We start from the raw sequence: 16,205 nt of genomic DNA, 5'->3' as shown, positions 1-16,205 counted from the left end.
CGCTCGACTTGCATGTGTTAGGCCTGCCGCCAGCGTTCAATCTGAGCCATGATCAAACTCTTCAATTTAAGTTTGATGCTCGTGAATTAAACTTCGTAATGAATTACGTATGTTCACTCAGAGACTTTGGTATTCATTTTTCGTCTTGCGACGTTAAGAATCCATGTCACTTTGAGTGCCCACACAGATTGTCTGATAAATTGTTAAAGAGCAGTGAGTTACCGCTTTCGCTTGTAACTCGAGGTGGACAGTTACTGTCTCAACCTCTTATCGTCTCGGTCACCTTGTGAAGTTGTTCACATGTTCCGTGTCGATGGAGGCGCATTATAGGGAGTTCTCCGCAGGCCGCAACAGTTAAATTGCAGAAAAATGACTGACTGCTGCATTCCACAGCAAAACCCCGCCTTATACCCGTTTACACACAGAATTATCCACAGGCTGGCGGAAGTCACCCCTCTCAGACACAGAAAAAGGGGGGTGTTCTGGGGATGAACGGACGCTTTAGCGGGAAATTACGTATCTATATATAGAAAGAAAGAACCCAGCCTCGGCTGGGTTCCTGTTTTTGCGTATTGCTGTCAGTCAATCATTACCGATGAGAGGCGATACCATCCGTCGTCCTGCTTACCTTCATTGGCCAACTGAATACGCGGCAGGCCGTTCTTATCCAGCAACCCTACGTCCAGATAGTATTGCCCTGCCGCCAGATTGCGCGGCGTCGCCAGCTGATACCCGGAACGTTGGCTGCCCGGCAGCCATTGACGGATGTCATCCCCGGCGTTGCCCTGGGCAACGGTCTGCCCGCGCTTATCCTGCAGCCGCCAGGCCAGGGTATAGCGCAGATAAATCGGTGCCACCCCATCGTTTGACCAGCTGCTGTTAAGCGCGAGGCTTTGCCCGGCCCTTACGCTCGCCGGATGGGTCAGCGACACCACCCGGAAGCGGTACCCCATTTTGACCAGCGCCTTGTCGACAATATCGCGGTATACCTTCGGCACGTCGGTGGACTTAAGGTTAATAGTGCTGGCGTGTTGCGCCAGCGCCCAGTCAAAGGTGGCCTGCACTTCCTCACGGGTGTAGCGCTGCACGCTGAGCCATTCCGCCATGTGCCCGCAGATCTCGAAGCTGACCGGGGCTTTTTGCCAGACCTGATTGAACCCCGACCAGCTGGACTGGGCAGCCTCGATGCGCTGCGGGTAATCATCGCGCATATGGTTCCAGTCAGGGCCAAAATTGCGCCAGTCGCCCCAGCAGTCCGCCCGCCAGCCAGCCCCTTTTTTGGCGGCATATACCAGCGAGCCTTCCCCGCTGATAAGCATGATCTTCGGCGTGTCGGGGAAAGCGGTGAAATGCATGTCGACGTAGCGGTTAAGCTGCTCGGTGGTGTAACGCTCATGCAGCGGCTTGAGGTTCGGGAAATTGCTGTTATGCCACTCCCCCCAGGCACCGACGATGCCAATATCGAGCGTCGCCAGTTCCGGGTTCTTGCCGTAACGCGCCCCGAACGTATTAAGGAGGCGCTGCGCATAACGTATAAAGGTAGGATCGTTCAGATCCGGGGCAAATGTTTTATCATCCGTCGTCCAGTCTCCTTTTATACCTTTATCGATCAACCACTGGGGAATTTTCGATCCGGACTCCGGCCCATCGAGGATCATAAAACGTAAACCGACGTTCATGGCCGGTTGATGCCGGGCTGCCGCGGCAAAGGCCTCATCAACCAACGCAAAGTTAAACTGCCCTTCTTTGGGCTCAAGCTCGCTCCAGTAATAGCGGCGGTACTCGATACCGGTATCCGGATATTGCGCCGGACCGAGGCTGTCACCAAAGCCGCCATGAAAACTGGCCACCCCATTCCCGGGATTGACCAAAGGGGTTGTGATGGCCACGGGATTAACGGTTTGCACAGGCTCGGCCTGAACAGGCGTCGAGGAGAATGACAGCCCCCCCACTGCCAGCAACAGCACACTTCTTTTTTTGCAGTACAGATCGTTTAAGCGCATTGAATGCCCCTTATGCCCGGATTCCTGCCGACATTGCGCCAGCGGGCCGTTAATCGCTGCGATAAAATGTGGGACTCACCCAAAACTATTATTTCTTTATGCAAAGAGCGGATTTAAGGTTGTAGGGACAGAAATACCCGCGTCCGCGTTGTATTCATTCGCTATGATAAATTTGATCGTATACTGTGTAGAGCGGCAAGCATCTCTTCAGCTGAGTTTAATGCTGACACACTCTCTTTGCAAAGTAATGTCAACACCTGGAAATAGTGATTGTTGCGATTAATTCTGCTGCCAGCTTTACGTATAGACGCTTTTATCATCTCCGGCTTATTTAATTTTACTCATGAGTAAAATGATAAAATGTTGAATAAAAACAATAAGCTTATCAAGAAGCTGTTCTTCCATGAGTCCTGGGATATCATGGTTATTAATAGCAAGGGGCAACATGTTTTTCCGCAAAACACGTTGGAAATCCTCAACAATGCTAAAGCACAGCAGCTGGATAAGAAATATATCTTCCAGGCCGACCCCTTTATTATCGACAAAGGCGATCACCTGTACGTTTTTTATGAGGCGTTCTCTTTTCTAAATTCAAAAGGTGTACTACGCTGTCGTATTCTGAATAAAGATCTCGTTGAAATTGATGATGTTAAACTGGATGGCTTTGATGAATTAAAGTGTCATCTCTCCTTCCCGTTCCTGTTCCACCTCGACGGTCAGCTTTTTATGATCCCGGAGTCGTCGGAAAGAAAAGAAATTATCTTATTCCGGTGCGTTGATTTCCCCGCACGCTGGGAAAAAGTCAAAGTGCTGGTTTCCGATTTAGCGGTAACGGATAACGTCATCTTCGGGCTGAATGGCCTGAGTTATCTGGTTTCTACCAGCATGGACAATGAGATGGTCATCCACACTGCCGACAGCGTTTTCGGCGACTGGAGGCTCATCTCCCCCACGCTGGATGTCTGTAATGAACACCTGCGCGGCGCGGGCGCACCCTATACGGTTAACGGTAAAACGTACATTTTCACCCAGGAGTGCAACCCTGAGGTGTACGGCAAATCTATCTTTATTAAAGAGCTCACCCGCCTGACGCCGGATAAATACGAAGAAAAACTGGTGGGCCGAATAAGTTCTTCGATAAATAACAGTGACGGCATTCACACTCTGAATTTCACCGACAATTATATTGTCTACGATACAAAAAGACTGACCTTCAGCGTGCTCTCTACGTTGAAAAAGCTATCTTATAAAATCATGGTTAATCATCGAAAGCGTCTATTTAACTGAATGACGGAGAGAGATTATGGCGATTCTGGTTACGGGTGGCGCAGGATATATCGGTTCGCATACGGTGCTGGCATTACTCGAAAGGGATGAAGATGTCGTCGTCATCGATAATCTCTCTAACGCCTCACAAGAATCATTAACCCGGGTTGCGCAATTAGCCGGTAAAGCACCTGCAGTGTACATCGCCGACATTCTGGACCGCGAGGCCCTGAAAACCGTTTTCGCCCGGCATGCCATCACTGACGTTATTCACTTTGCCGGGCTTAAATCCGTTTCTGAGTCGATAAAAAAACCGTTGGCCTATTACGAAAATAATGTTGTCGGAACCATGGTGCTGTTGAATGAAATGGCGCTGGCGGGGGTGAACAGCCTTATATTTAGCTCTTCCGCCACGGTGTATGGCAATCCCGATAAAGTCCCTCTGAGCGAACAGTCGCGCACCGGCGGCACCACTAACCCTTACGGCACCTCTAAGCTGATGGTCGAACAGATTTTGGCTGACTTCTCTGTCGCACATCCGGAATTTACGATTACCTGCCTGCGCTATTTCAATCCGGTGGGTGCACACCCTTCCGGGCGGCTGGGCGAAGATCCGAACGGCATTCCCAATAATCTGGTGCCCTATATTTCGCAGGTGGCCATCGGCAAGCTGGAGTGCCTGACCGTGTTCGGCAATGATTACCCGACGCCGGACGGCACCGGCATTCGGGACTACATCCACGTCATGGATCTCGCCAGCGGCCACCTCGCCGCGCTGGACCATAAAGCCGAAGGCGGCGCGTTTAAAGCTATAAACCTTGGTACCGGAGTGGGCTATTCGGTGATTGACCTGATTAAGGCCTTCGAAAAAGCGGCACAGACCACCATCAACTACCGGATTGTCGGCAGACGCTCCGGAGACGTGGCCGAGTGCTGGTCAGATTCTTCTCTGGCACGCCAGCAGCTGGGCTGGCAGGCCACCCGCAATCTGGATGAGATGATGCGCGACGCCTGGAACTGGCAGAAAAACAACCCGGGCGGCTATCGCCCCTGAACCCACAAACCCGGTGGCGACCGCCTTAACGATCCCTGAGGTTAAGCCACCAGTCCCAGATCCCAACGTGGAAATGCTGAAACACGTCAATCCCGAGGGCGGATTTGATCATATACAGCGTCAGCAGGATGCAAAACAGGAAGAACAGCGTGGCGAACAGGATCAGAAAGGTCACCACGACACGCGACAGCCTGGATTCCGGACGTATGCGCTTGCGTAAATCCCGCCCCAGTAAAAACACCATATAGTAGCGTTTACCGAAGAAGGGAAAACCGCGACGAATATCGACCCTGTGCCGTGAAGCGAGCGTCACCGAGATAATCGCGTTCTCGATCTCTTGCTTTTGCTCCGGGGTCAATTCTGCAATCACGTTTTCATCAAGCGCTTCATAAAAGCGGTCAATCACTATTGGGTTTCTGGACTTACTGGACAATTTTAACCTGTTGTTTTGTATAAGCGATGATAGACAGACACGGTTTTCCTGGCGATTTCATGCCAGTCGTAACGCTGCAGATAGTCATGGTAATCAATCCGGGGCGTATTCTGCCATCTTGTCATTTTCTGTGCTAAATCAGCAACGTCACCCACTCTGAAATGGGTCTCAGCCGGTAAGCCGACCTCAAGATTCGGCAAAATGTCGCTCACCACCACCGGCAGCGAAAACGACATCGCTTCCAGCAGCGCAATCGGCAGCCCCTCGTGGTAAGAGGGCATCACAAACAGAGACGCCTGGGAGAAGACAACCTGTAGCGCTTCACCCTTTAAAAACCCCGTCAGCACCACATTCGGGGTTTGTAGCGCATCCTGCTTCAGCCGCGTGCTGTATTCCGTGGGATGATCCGCATCGCCCACCAGCACCAGCGGCAACGTCAGGCCCGACTGTTGATAAGCGGCAAGGGCGTCATGCATCCCTTTTTCTTCCACGAAACGCCCGACCATCACAATGTAGTTCCCGGGCTGCAAACCGTAGCGGCCGAGGATCCTGCCGATCAACGCGTCGTCCAGCGGCTGCGGCGCAGGGACACCGTTATAAATCAGATGTGCATCGCGGCGGCCATGCTTCTTCTGAATAATCTGGTTAATGACCTCAGAGATGACGATCACTTCATGGGCATACTTCACCGCCACTTTCTCACCCAGCATCAAGATCTGTTTTGCCGCCCAGCCCCACTTCTGGCGCTCGTAGTCCGGGCCATGATGGGTAAAGACCACCCGCTTGCCCAGCAGGCGTAACAGCGGCACCACCAGTCCCGGCCCGATGGCGTGAACATGCACAATATCGGATCGGTCGACGACTGTCCTGAACGCCGCGACAACGGAGTGGACAATGGCTTCAAGACTGCGTTTTTTCGGCGCCCACAGGGCCAGGGTTTCGACATCTTTGTAGCGCGAACGCCGGTAGCTGACGTAGGGCGAGCGGGCGATGACGCAAATATCCACCTCAAACTGCTGGCGGATTGCCGGGTACAGATTCTGGCAGTGGGTTTCCACTCCGCCGAGTACGTCGGGGATCCCGCGCGTGCCAAACACCGTGATTTTTTTGAACATGTCAGGGCCTGCTGAGCAATTCGGTATACAGCGCCTGCAACGACTCCATGTGCTTGCGCAGCGAATATTTCTGGCAAAGACGCTCGCGGGCTTTCAGTCCCATCTCCCGGGCCTGGGCCGGGTTTTCCGCCATCCTGTCCAACGCATCAGCCAGATCCTGAACATTGCCGGGTTCAAACAGCAGCCCTTCAACGCCGTGTCGCACCTGCTCCGGGATCCCGCCAATGCGGGCCCCGACCACCGGCCGGGCAAAGGCCATCGCCTCCAGCACCGACATGGAGCAGTTCTCATAACATTCTGACGGCAGCACCACCGCTCTGGCGTTCTGGATCAGTGCATTCAGCGCCGGACCCTGCTGGACGTAGCCGAGGAACTCGGCATGGGGGTATCTCGCTACCATGTCATCATGCAGCGGCCCGTGACCGACAATTTTCAGCGGCACCTTATTGCGCATTTTCTCATGCGCCTGGGTCAGGGTCGGCACCCCTTTTTCCCGGCTCAGGCGACCGACATACAGCAGATAACCCTCATCCACGGTGGTATCGGGCATCTGACTGTCGTCCATGCCGTTCACAATCACGTCGATACGGGAATCCGGCAGGGTCCGCTTCAGCTGGCCGCGCAGAAATTCGCTTGGAGAGACGATAACGTCCAGCGCCTGATAATTTTGCGCAATGTACTGCCAGGTGGCTTCCAGTGACAGCAGCAGGCTCTTCGAGGCCGAACCCTCCTGACAGCGGTAGCGAAAGGCATTAAACACCGTGCCGGTTACGCAGGCATCGCACACCTTGCCGTCGCGCAGCATCGAGTACGACGGGCACATAATCTTGTAGTCATGGGCGGTAAGCACGGTCTTACAGCCAAAATCACGGGCGACCTTAATCAGAGCCGGGGTCAGCTGATGATAGATATTGTGAAAATGGACAATATCCGGGCGCGCGTTTTCCAGCAGCGCCAGCATCTTTTTGCAGGCTTCACGATTGTGAATAAAATTGACGGCGGTTTTGACCCCCGCCAGCAACCCGCCCTCTTTGTGGTAATCCACGTTGCTGACGAAGTAGTCAGCATAGTCAGACGGAAAGTTATTCGCGTGCTGCATGGAGAAATCAATCACCTCCACGCCGGCCGCTTTCAGCATATTACGTTCCTGAAAGTACACCGTTTCCGCGCCGCCCTTAATAAAGAAGAACTTGTTCACCATCAAAACTTTCATTGGTCCCCCTGGTCATGAACCACTTTATTGCTGGGGGGAACCCTCGGATCGCGAAGCGGGTGGAACAGTCCCTTGATCAGCCCGGCAGAGAGCACGGCGAGGTTAACCACGCTGTTAAGGCCGTTTTTGAAGGAACGATTCTGAATAGTCTTGAGCAGGATAAAGGCCAGCAGCGGCAGCAGCGCGATATCAATCAGGCTGACGTCCAGGGTCAAAAACGCAATCAGAACGAACAGGATATAGCCCGCGAAGATCACTTCGTTTTTGACCATATTGAGCGCATGGCGAAAATAAGGCTTACCCCACGCGCTGCGCAGCAGTTCGCCCGGCGCCTGGTGAAACCCGCTTTTCCAGCGAAACCACAGCATCTTCAGCGTTGGCAGCGAGTGCGAGGTATGGCGGAAATAGGGCACGTCCAGACGACGCAGCTTATAGCCCGCCGTCAGCAGGCGCATGCCTAACTCTGCCTCTTCGTAAGCGTGCAAACTGCGGTTGGTCAGGTAGCCCACATCCGCAATCGCCGAGCGGCGATACAATCCGCCGCCGCCTAAATGGTCGTTATCCCCCAGCGGGTAAATCTTATTGATGCGCTGCTTACGTGAGGTGAACTCATAGTTTGACGCCTCGTCCATCTCCACCGTACCGGCCACGCCCGCATACGTCGGGTTGTCCTGCAAAAACGCCACTGCATGGTCGATAAAGCCCGGCTCCAGCTCCATGTCACCGTCCATTAGCAGGATGTATTCGCCTTCACTGTAGAGATAGCCAAGCTGATGCCCCACGCCGCAGGAGCGATCCTCCGGCTCCGTTAACGACACCACCATCACCCCTTTATTGCTGGCGAGCTGCTGGGTGTTATCCGTGGACAGGCTATCCGCCACAATAATTTTATGCGGATAATCGGCTAACTGGCTGCGAATGCTATCGATGGTTTTCTCAATACATTCGGCTTCGTTTAACGTTTTGATACTGACGGAGATAAAAGGTTTCTGCATCTAATACTGCCCCGCATAGCGACGTACGGTCCGACGAATAACCAGACTGGACCCTAACGCCAGATAGAACAAAAATTGCAACATAGGGATGATCATCAATATCTGGCTGTACGGCAGACTCAATAAACAGGCGATGGAAAAGACGTTAAAGGCCGGGGCAAAGCTCAGCAGATGAAGATCGGCTTTGTCGAGCTGTTCAAGCGACAGCAGCGGTTCAGGCTGGATCACTTTCAGAATGTAGACAAACAGGCCGATAAACATCAGCGTGCCGATGACCCCCACTTCCCAAAGCAGCATACTCAACGAGGTGGAATCGAGGATCAAGTTGTAGACCCGGTTGAGGAAGCCGGGAGACAAGGCGCTGCCGCTGTTGGTGGCATTCAGACCGTAGCCAAACAGCGTGCCCGGCAGCCCAGACAAATCGCTGTTTTTCAGCCAGAACAGCAGCGTGGTAATACGGCCGACCTCCCCGCTGGGCATGATGTAATTGGGATCGAAGATATAGTCAATTGAGTTCAAGAAGATGGTGAAGGCGCTCAGCGTCGGATCGCTGCCAAACGCCGATGCATAGCCGTAGGCGAGGACCACAATCGCCAGCCCGATCAGCAGCGCCATTCCGGCAAAAATGGACAACAGCACGGTCAGACTGACGTTGCTCACGTCCTTGACGTAAGACGGCATCAGCCATACCCACGCCAGCAGCAGCGGCGACAGGAGGATCACAAATTTGACCTCGCCGACGATACACATCACAAACCCCAGCACGATATGCAGGGCCATGGATTTGAAGCTCGTCAGGCCATGTTTATATTCCGAGACTTTCAGCAGCATGATCAGCAGACAAAACAGCCCCATGGCGGCGGTATTCCCACCGCCCATCGGGTCGCCGCCGAAGGTCCCCACGACGGAGTCCCACTTTTCCTCTTCACCGTGCAGCGCCACACGCTGCGGCAGAACAACAATCAGCTGGTACAGCGCCACCGGGAACTGAGCGTAAAACACCCAGTACATCCCGCGCGTCACCCGATAGATCTGTGACTCGCGGCAGAACCCCAGCAGCAGGCTGACCATCACCAGCGACAGCGCAAGCTCATTTTTGAAGCCAATCAGCGCAATCAACGCCCCGCCCTGGAACAGGGTCGAAATGCCGACCAGCGCCAGAAATGAAATGTACAGCGCCAGAATAATGGTCTCCTGGGCATCCAGCTGCAGGGGTTCATCCCGGGTCTGGAGTACCAGCAGGCCGCTCATCAGCAGGGTCATGAAAAAGGGCAGCCACAGCACCGCCTGCTCGCCGGTAAAATACTGCACCAGCCCGCAGACCATCAGCGTTAACAGGGCGAAGGTCTGTAAGTAATGTCCGGTATTGAGATTCATGATGTCACCGACCCGTTTTTCAGCATATCGGCGCGCTTATTCACTTTCAGGTAGATAAACGCGTAGCGAACAAACGTCAGAATCGAAAAGAGAATAATGGCGGTGGCGTAGTCATTGTAAAAATACGGCACCACCACAAAAGCCATGATCACAATCGCCAGCTGCTCGAGCTGGATGCGCAGAAAATACCGGTGCGAGCCGAAGATAAGCTCAATCACCGTCAGCGGACAGACCGCCAGCGCCGGGAACAGGTACGGCAGCATATAGCGCGACGTTGGGACCGAGTTAATCCACTCCTCGCTGAAGCCCAGATTCATCACGATCGGGTAAAAAATAAAAACCCCCAACGTGCAGATAATCCCCAGCGTTAACAGCAGCATACGCACCTTCGTATACTCCTGGTAATTGAATACGTTGTTTCTGAAATCAATCGACCATTTCGAGAAAATGGTATTGCGCACCGCGTTGCCCACAATCACCACCGGGGCCAGACAGAAGCGACTGACCACCGAAAAATAGCCCGCCGTCAGGGCCGAGAACCAGAAGTTGATCAGCATGATCGGCAGGTTGCTGTTGGCCATCGCCAGCACTTCGGCACTGCCGACTTTGCTGAGGTGGTGGATATGTTTTCTGAGAAACGCCAGATTACTGGCGGGAAGCAGGTGGTGCAGCGTAATGCTGCGAACATCAAATGCCCACAGAATGCAGGCCGCGGTCAGCACCATCATCGACACCGCCCACGCCCAGTAAAAAGCCATCACCTGGCTGGTGAGGAGCACCGAGAGCACCACCACCACCGAAACGGAAATACGCTGGACCACCAGAAAGCGGAAGTTGGCCGTGCGCAGGGAGAGGTTTTCCGCCACCAGCACCCAGGTATTCGACAGGGTAAGCAGGTAGAGGAAGAACACATTCTGATCGAACAACCAGGCCGTCAGCACGGCGTATGGCACGGCGACCAGCAGGCTCTGCAGAAGACAAAACACCACGTTCTGGGTGAGTTCATCATCCGGCTGCCGGGGGATCAGCAGCTGTGAGGCAAAGGTACAGACCTGCGCGCCAATCAAGGCAATGCTGTAGTTGAGCGCATACAGCCCCACTTCACCCAGATCGTACTTATGTGAAATCAGCCAGATCGACAGGGCGCCGATCAGCTGAGAAATCACTGACGATCCGGCTATCGTGGATGCGCTCTTCAGTAAACTCATGCCCGACCTGTGCTGTTCATCAGTTCATGGGTATGGTGATTGAGTGAACGTAACCCCTCTTTGGTTTCCAGGTTTTTATCCACCACCTGATTTATCACCCCACCAATCACGACCCCGCGATTGAGGGTGACCTTATCAATGGCGGCGCCAATGGCATCGGAAGACGAGAGACCCGCTTTCAGGACGAAGATCAGGCCATCCGTCACCGGGCTAATCAGTTGCACATCCTGGCTCTGATTCACCGCCGCCACGTCAATGATGATGCGCTGGTAGCGGGTACGCAGGGTCGCCAATAGCGGCTTGAGACGTTCCGGCGACAGCAACAGCAAAGACGAGACCCTGCTCGTGCCGCGCGGCAGGAAGTCGAGCCTGTCGCTGAGTGTCACCAGCACATTGTCAACGCTGCTCTCGCCGCACAACACTTCCGCCACGCCCGGTGCCTTCGGTGAACCCAGCTCGCCCGACAGGCCATCGCTGTTAAAGAAATCCATATCGATAATCAGCGTCTTCTGGTCAAAGCTAAGGGAGTTCGCCAGCAGGTTCGCCAGCAGAGAACGCCCTTCCCCGCCCTCGGTCGAGGCGATCGCTATCACCTTCAGCGGCAGCTGATGCAGGATGATGTGGGTACGGATGCTGTGAATGATGTCGGCGTTAAGTGGATCGTTGGTAATCAGGTTGCGAATGTTGCTGCGCCCGTCTGCCCCCGTAAAGCGGCGGATCTCCCCCAGTGGCGCCAGGCCAAGGCGTTTTTGCATCTGGCTGAGGGTGTTCACCGAGCGATCCATCGCCGCTTTAACAATCAGGTACAGCATGTAGAAGACCATCACCAGCAGAACAACCATCAGCAACAGCAGCGGCTTATTCGGTTTTGCTGGCCGTTCGGCCGGGACGGCGGGATCGTAGATCACCGCATCGGCATCGGTATACGAGCCCGGCAATGTCAGCTCCTGGGTACGCTGATAGACCACTTTATACATCTCTTCGGTCTTATCCAGCGTCAGCTTCAGGTCGTTGTAACCGTCGCGCTTCATCGACATCTTCTGGAAGTTCGCTTTCTGCTGTTCCAGCTGCTGCTGATAATTTTTCTCGTCCGCCAGCGCGGCCTCGTAGCTCTGGCGCAAACCAATCTGCTGCTCTCTTAACGCCATCCCGGTTTGATCCTGAATGGCCCGGATACGCTCCTGCGCCTGGAGGATTTTTTCATGCTGCGGCCCGTAGGATTTGCGCAGCTCATACAGCGCACTGTTGGCCTGAATCAGCGCGATGCGTAAATCCTGGATCTGGGCATGGTTCGACACCGACGGCAGCGAAATCACGCTTCCCGATGAACGCCCTGCGCGGACTTCGTTATACAGCGACTCGGCCGCCACGCGACGCTGGGTCGCATCCGCCAAACGGTTGGTGACAATCCCCATCTGTTCGGTTTCAAACCCGTCGACGCCGCGGAAGGTCAACAGCCCCTCTTTTGCCAGGTAGGCATCCAGCGCGGCCTTTTGCTTAACAATTTGCTGCTGGAGTTCCTGCAGCTTCTGCTGGTTATCATCCCGGGCCTTGCCGGTTTTCTGCTGCTTGAGGGCAAGGGTGTAATTGATAAATGCCTGCGCCACGCCGTTGGCGACATCTGCCGACAGCTGAGGCGAGGTGGATTCATACGACACCGTCGCCAGGTGGGTAGTGCGCACGCTGCTGATGGTGAGGTCTTTCTGCATCGTTTTCAGCGCCCGATCGATTCGCTGCTGCTCGCTGTCATTGGCCGAGGCGCTGTCGGTTTTGGTACCGATGAACGCCGGATTTTGATCGAGTTTCAGGGAGCGAACGGCCTGCTCCAGCACCACGCGCGACTGCATCAGCGCGTTTTGCGTTTCGTAATAACCGTTTCGGGTAGAGTCATAGCCCTCAACCTGCTGGAATGGCGTCACGTTATCGGGCTGAGCTTTGATCAACACCGTTGCCGTCGAAATATACTTCGATGATATAAAACTCATTAAAACCCACGCTATCGCCCCGGCAATAATGCCGACCAGGACAATTTTCCATAGGTTCTGTCTAATTTCGCTGGCAAATTTAGAGACAGCGATAGCGCTTTCCCGTGTTTTGCCATTTTCCACCATTGAGAGTTTCGTCATCAGAAGAACCCCATACCAATAATAAGGATATCACCGGGGTGAACAGAGTGAGTGACATCAACATTGTTGAGTAACTCGCCCGTGCTGGCCTTGCGGAGGCTTAAATCTTTGCGGTCTGCGCGATCGGTAAAACCTCCGCCGAGGGCAATGGCTTTTTCGACGGTCATACCGGGTTCATAGGCATAACCGTTCGGATTCTCGATTTCGCCTGAGATATAGAATTTGCGGAACTCAGCAATATTGACGGTCACCATTGGCCGTTCCAGATAACCTTTGAGTAGACGCTGGGTAATCTCCGCATCAACCTGGCTTGCGGTTTTACCCTTTAATACCAGCTTGCCGATATAGGGATAATTAATCGTCCCACTATTATCGAGGACAACGCGCATGGTTAAGTCAGGCTGATTAGCCACATTAATATTGACGGTATCACCGGCACCGAGTAAATACTCGTCGGCATTCACCGTCGTATCATCCATTAATGGCGGAGGAGACGTCGAACAGCCCGCCAACAGGGCGCTGAGTAGCACAAGGACGCACAGGTTCATTATTTTCATTTTAAATCTGTACCTTAGCTGTAAGCATAATTAAAGATGCGTCATAGCCCAACGTTCTCAGCACGACCTGATCGTCATTGGGTCCGATGGTGAATGAATCTGTCTCTTTATTAGACTTAAGCGTATCTAGATGATATTCAACGCCAAAATTGATAGATGGCGTCAGATCGTAACTCACCGCAACGGTGAATAACCCGTTCTTATCATGACGATCCTTGTTCTGGTCTTTATAGTCTTCTGTCGTATAGGTGTAATCAACCAAAGTCGAAAGCCGGTCGTTCATCCATAAATGTTTGTATGAAAGACCATACTGGGTCACTAAAATATATCCACCCGCCTCCGAAGGATCAGAAATACTTTGCGAGGTGCGTAAGGTAAATGTCGACTGTTTAAGCGGCTTCCATTCGCCCTGAATGTCCCAGTTCAGTCCATTAAAGTCCTTCGAACCTGGGTTATTCTCAAACGTTTTATACAGCCACGACAGGTTCGCATCGACGTTTGTTTTCCCGGTCAGCTGCGTCTTTACGCCATAACGCAAATAGTATTCATTACTGTCTTTTTCCGGGTCATTATCGTAACGACGCTGGTTGGTAATAAAACTATAGCGAAAACGCGTCTGAGATGTGTACTGATCGAAAATTTCTGCGACCAGGCTATTTTCATCCCACTCTTCTTCACGAATGTACTGATAAAAATCGGCACTCGCATTTTGCGCATCCTGGGTATTGCCGTAGGTCAGCTTTTTATGACCCAGCGCGATTTCGCCCTTGCCCCGCCCTTTTGGCGCACCGTAGCTGTAACGAAGTTCGCTGTCGAAGAAATTAGTGGTCAGCGGGGAACGAATGCCGTACTGGCGGAACTGGTCCGGCAGAAAACCCTCCGTCACGCCGCGGCCCCGCTGCTCGTGCCCAAGGGAATCCTGCAGGTTCAGGCTCAGACCGTGCATCAGGCCATAGCGCCATGCCCCATTGAAGCGGAAGAAGTGATCGTCGTAGTTATCCGCAGAATCACTGGAATACTGCCGATAGTCGCCGGAGTACATCAGCAGATACTGATCCTGATAGCGCTCGCCGGTCAGGGTGATCACCGGCCGCAGGCCCATAAACGCGGAGCTTTTCGCATCGCTGTCATGGGGTTGATAAGTGACGTTATCGTTCTGACCGTAGTCCGCGGCAACGTTGCTCTGGAAGTCGATCCCCGCAAAGCCAATGTGTGATTTAGGTGTTAATTCTGCCCAGGCAACCGGAGACACCATGATTCCGGCGATAACCATTATTTTAATATGCATTCTTGCCGACAAATCCCTTAAAAATGGTTTTAATGATAATTTTTATATCTAACCACAAGGACCAATTTTGAATATATTCAATGTCGTACTGAACCCGTTTTTCCATTTTATAGAGCGCGTCAATTTCCCCACGATAACCTTTAATTTGTGCTAACCCGGTGATACCGGGCTTCACTTTATGGCGAATCATGTAGTTTTCGACTTGCTTACGGTAAAGTTCATTGTGCGCCACAGCGTGCGGCCGCGGACCGACAATTGACATATTCCCCTGCAACACGTTGATGAACTGCGGAAGTTCATCCAGTGAGGTCCGACGTAAGAATGCGCCAAAGCGCGTCACCCGAGGGTCATCCCGCGTCGCCTGCACCACCGTGTCGGTATTTTCCATCACTTTCATGGTGCGGAACTTCCAGACTTTTATTTTCTGCCCGCTCAGGCCATAGCGATCCTGCTTAAAGAACACCGGCCCACGCGACGTGAGCTTTATTCCAATGGCAATCACCAGCATTAACGACACAATCATTAGCATAATTACGCTGCCCAGAACCAGATCTTCCGCGCGTTTAATAAACGAGCCTCCCCCATCCAGCGGAGAAGCGAAGATGCCAATGGTTTGCAAATTATGGATCGAGCGTAACTGCGACATATTGGTGCTGTAGGCGTAAAAGTCCGGCACGATATAGGTATTGACCGTGGTATCCGACATCATCGCCAGAAAATGACGGATGCGCTCCAGCGCCACCATTGGCAGGGCGATATAAATCTCGTCAACCTTGCTCGCCTGCGCGGCTTCAACCAGATTCAGCACCGACCCCTCATAGGGGCTGGTGATTTTTTTCGCCAGCTCCCCCAGCCGCGAAGGTTCCCGTTCGTCATAGAAGGCCAGTTCCAGCTGAATGTCGGAATACTCTTTGCGCAGCGCCATTTCCGCCGCCAGGCCATTGTCGGTAATGCCAATAATGGCCACCCGGATCCTTTTTTTCGCAGAGAGCTTGAAGATGACCAGACGCACGGCATACAAAAAAACAACGGGCGCGGCATACCAGAACGGTGACGCAGGAATATCACGGACATCCATTGCGCTCAGGTAACCACGGGAATGCAGTTCGGAGACCAGAATACGCACAAAACCGATAAACAGAATGGCTAAGAACGCGGTTAAGAACAGACGCCGCTGGCTACGTATTTTGTTGTTCTTCGGGCGGTACTGATAGCACTGGGTGTACTCACCAAACAGTAAAAAAGCCGTCGAGTACAATAAGCTTACCAGAATAACAGTATCGAAGGGCTCTATTTTCAAGAACCACGCGCTGGCGATCAGAATGAAATTAATTGCGAAAAAATCAATTAATTTAATAATGAGTGGATATCGTCCATGAGTAATCTTTTGCGAATTTCTCAGCATAAACAGACTCACTTATTATTTTTTTAGTTCAGCCTTACTTACCCTGTGCCATCAAGAAAACACCATAATGTCTCGATGATTGAGCGGAGTCGCACATAAAAATTATCAAAATGAATAATAACGCCCCGTGAATATTTACAAGTATGGGTCCCGACGCAGCGGTCG

Annotated in this window: 13 protein-coding genes and 1 rRNA gene; 2 read left to right on the top strand and 12 right to left on the bottom strand. The window is 52.9% G+C overall.

The window, feature by feature from the left end:
- Both M8014_RS04565 and M8014_RS04560 read right to left on the bottom strand, forming a co-directional pair.
- Positions 1–68 (bottom strand): 16S ribosomal RNA (locus tag M8014_RS04565); the annotation flags it as partial.
- Between the two features lie 510 nt (positions 69–578).
- A complete protein-coding gene (locus M8014_RS04560; RefSeq protein ID WP_271281358.1) occupies positions 579–2,003 on the bottom strand; it encodes a DUF4832 domain-containing protein in 1,425 nt (474 codons plus the stop codon).
- 360 nt (positions 2,004–2,363) lie between these two features.
- On the opposite strand from M8014_RS04560, the gene M8014_RS04555 reads away from it, so the two are divergent.
- The gene (locus M8014_RS04555) at positions 2,364–3,290 is read left to right on the top strand and encodes a glucosamine inositolphosphorylceramide transferase family protein (RefSeq protein ID WP_271281357.1); all 927 of its coding nucleotides are present in this window, start codon (positions 2,364–2,366) and stop codon (positions 3,288–3,290) included.
- 16 nt (positions 3,291–3,306) lie between these two features.
- Complete coding sequence (gene galE, locus M8014_RS04550) at positions 3,307–4,323, top strand: UDP-glucose 4-epimerase GalE (RefSeq protein ID WP_271281356.1); 1,017 nt, start codon at positions 3,307–3,309, stop codon at positions 4,321–4,323.
- 25 nt (positions 4,324–4,348) lie between these two features.
- Here galE and M8014_RS04545 read toward each other — a convergent pair whose 3' ends face one another.
- The 10 genes from M8014_RS04545 to M8014_RS04500 are packed head-to-tail and all read right to left on the bottom strand — an operon-like array spanning position 4,349 to position 16,040.
- On the bottom strand, positions 4,349–4,756 hold the full coding sequence (locus tag M8014_RS04545; RefSeq protein WP_271281355.1) for a hypothetical protein: 408 nt from the start codon (positions 4,754–4,756) through the stop codon (positions 4,349–4,351).
- 2 nt (positions 4,757–4,758) lie between these two features.
- Positions 4,759–5,871 carry a glycosyltransferase family 4 protein gene (locus M8014_RS04540; RefSeq protein ID WP_271281354.1) on the bottom strand — a complete coding sequence of 371 codons (1,113 nt, stop codon included), beginning with the start codon at positions 5,869–5,871 and terminating at the stop codon, positions 4,759–4,761.
- 1 nt (position 5,872) lies between these two features.
- Positions 5,873–7,084: a glycosyltransferase family 4 protein gene (locus M8014_RS04535; protein WP_271281353.1), complete on the bottom strand. Its 1,212-nt coding sequence runs from the start codon at positions 7,082–7,084 to the stop codon at positions 5,873–5,875.
- Positions 7,081–8,079, bottom strand: coding sequence for a glycosyltransferase family 2 protein (locus M8014_RS04530; RefSeq protein WP_271281352.1), 999 nt, complete (start codon positions 8,077–8,079; stop codon positions 7,081–7,083). The genes M8014_RS04535 and M8014_RS04530 overlap by 4 nt, the downstream gene beginning before the upstream one ends.
- Entirely contained in the window at positions 8,080–9,456 is a 1,377-nt protein-coding gene (locus M8014_RS04525) for a capsular biosynthesis protein (RefSeq protein WP_271281351.1), read from the bottom strand.
- Complete coding sequence (locus tag M8014_RS04520; protein WP_271281350.1) at positions 9,453–10,664, bottom strand: lipopolysaccharide biosynthesis protein; 1,212 nt, start codon at positions 10,662–10,664, stop codon at positions 9,453–9,455. Before M8014_RS04520 ends, M8014_RS04525 begins: the two co-directional genes overlap by 4 nt.
- Complete coding sequence (locus M8014_RS04515) at positions 10,661–12,790, bottom strand: GumC family protein (RefSeq protein WP_271281349.1); 2,130 nt, start codon at positions 12,788–12,790, stop codon at positions 10,661–10,663. The genes M8014_RS04520 and M8014_RS04515 overlap by 4 nt, the downstream gene beginning before the upstream one ends.
- Positions 12,790–13,347 (bottom strand): polysaccharide biosynthesis/export family protein, encoded by a 558-nt coding sequence (locus M8014_RS04510; protein WP_271281348.1) that lies wholly within the window; start codon positions 13,345–13,347, stop codon positions 12,790–12,792. The genes M8014_RS04515 and M8014_RS04510 overlap by 1 nt, the downstream gene beginning before the upstream one ends.
- Position 13,348: 1 nt before the next feature.
- Complete coding sequence (locus M8014_RS04505; RefSeq protein ID WP_271281347.1) at positions 13,349–14,635, bottom strand: outer membrane beta-barrel protein; 1,287 nt, start codon at positions 14,633–14,635, stop codon at positions 13,349–13,351.
- Complete coding sequence (locus M8014_RS04500) at positions 14,625–16,040, bottom strand: undecaprenyl-phosphate glucose phosphotransferase (RefSeq protein ID WP_271281346.1); 1,416 nt, start codon at positions 16,038–16,040, stop codon at positions 14,625–14,627. Before M8014_RS04500 ends, M8014_RS04505 begins: the two co-directional genes overlap by 11 nt.
- Positions 16,041–16,205 lie beyond the last annotated feature (165 nt).

The organism is Silvania hatchlandensis (genome assembly GCF_025564065.1).
Taxonomy (GTDB): Bacteria; Pseudomonadota; Gammaproteobacteria; order Enterobacterales; family Enterobacteriaceae; genus Enterobacter; species Enterobacter hatchlandensis.
The sequence above is the reverse complement of the archived record's forward strand: the minus strand, read 5'-3'. Positions and strand labels throughout refer to the sequence as shown.

Bases quoted from the DNA above. Each gene is read 5' to 3' on its own strand.
- M8014_RS04560 (WP_271281358.1), bottom strand. From the start codon at position 2,003: ATGCGCTTAAACGATCTGTACTGCAAAAAAAGAAGTGTGCTGTTGCTG.
- M8014_RS04555 (WP_271281357.1), top strand. From the start codon at position 2,364: ATGTTGAATAAAAACAATAAGCTTATCAAGAAGCTGTTCTTCCATGAG.
- galE (WP_271281356.1), top strand. From the start codon at position 3,307: ATGGCGATTCTGGTTACGGGTGGCGCAGGATATATCGGTTCGCATACG.
- M8014_RS04540 (WP_271281354.1), bottom strand. From the start codon at position 5,871: ATGTTCAAAAAAATCACGGTGTTTGGCACGCGCGGGATCCCCGACGTA.
- M8014_RS04535 (WP_271281353.1), bottom strand. From the start codon at position 7,084: ATGAAAGTTTTGATGGTGAACAAGTTCTTCTTTATTAAGGGCGGCGCG.
- M8014_RS04530 (WP_271281352.1), bottom strand. From the start codon at position 8,079: ATGCAGAAACCTTTTATCTCCGTCAGTATCAAAACGTTAAACGAAGCC.
- M8014_RS04525 (WP_271281351.1), bottom strand. From the start codon at position 9,456: ATGAATCTCAATACCGGACATTACTTACAGACCTTCGCCCTGTTAACG.
- M8014_RS04520 (WP_271281350.1), bottom strand. From the start codon at position 10,664: ATGAGTTTACTGAAGAGCGCATCCACGATAGCCGGATCGTCAGTGATT.
- M8014_RS04515 (WP_271281349.1), bottom strand. From the start codon at position 12,790: ATGACGAAACTCTCAATGGTGGAAAATGGCAAAACACGGGAAAGCGCT.
- M8014_RS04510 (WP_271281348.1), bottom strand. From the start codon at position 13,347: ATGAAAATAATGAACCTGTGCGTCCTTGTGCTACTCAGCGCCCTGTTG.
- M8014_RS04505 (WP_271281347.1), bottom strand. From the start codon at position 14,635: ATGCATATTAAAATAATGGTTATCGCCGGAATCATGGTGTCTCCGGTT.
- M8014_RS04500 (WP_271281346.1), bottom strand. From the start codon at position 16,040: ATGCTGAGAAATTCGCAAAAGATTACTCATGGACGATATCCACTCATT.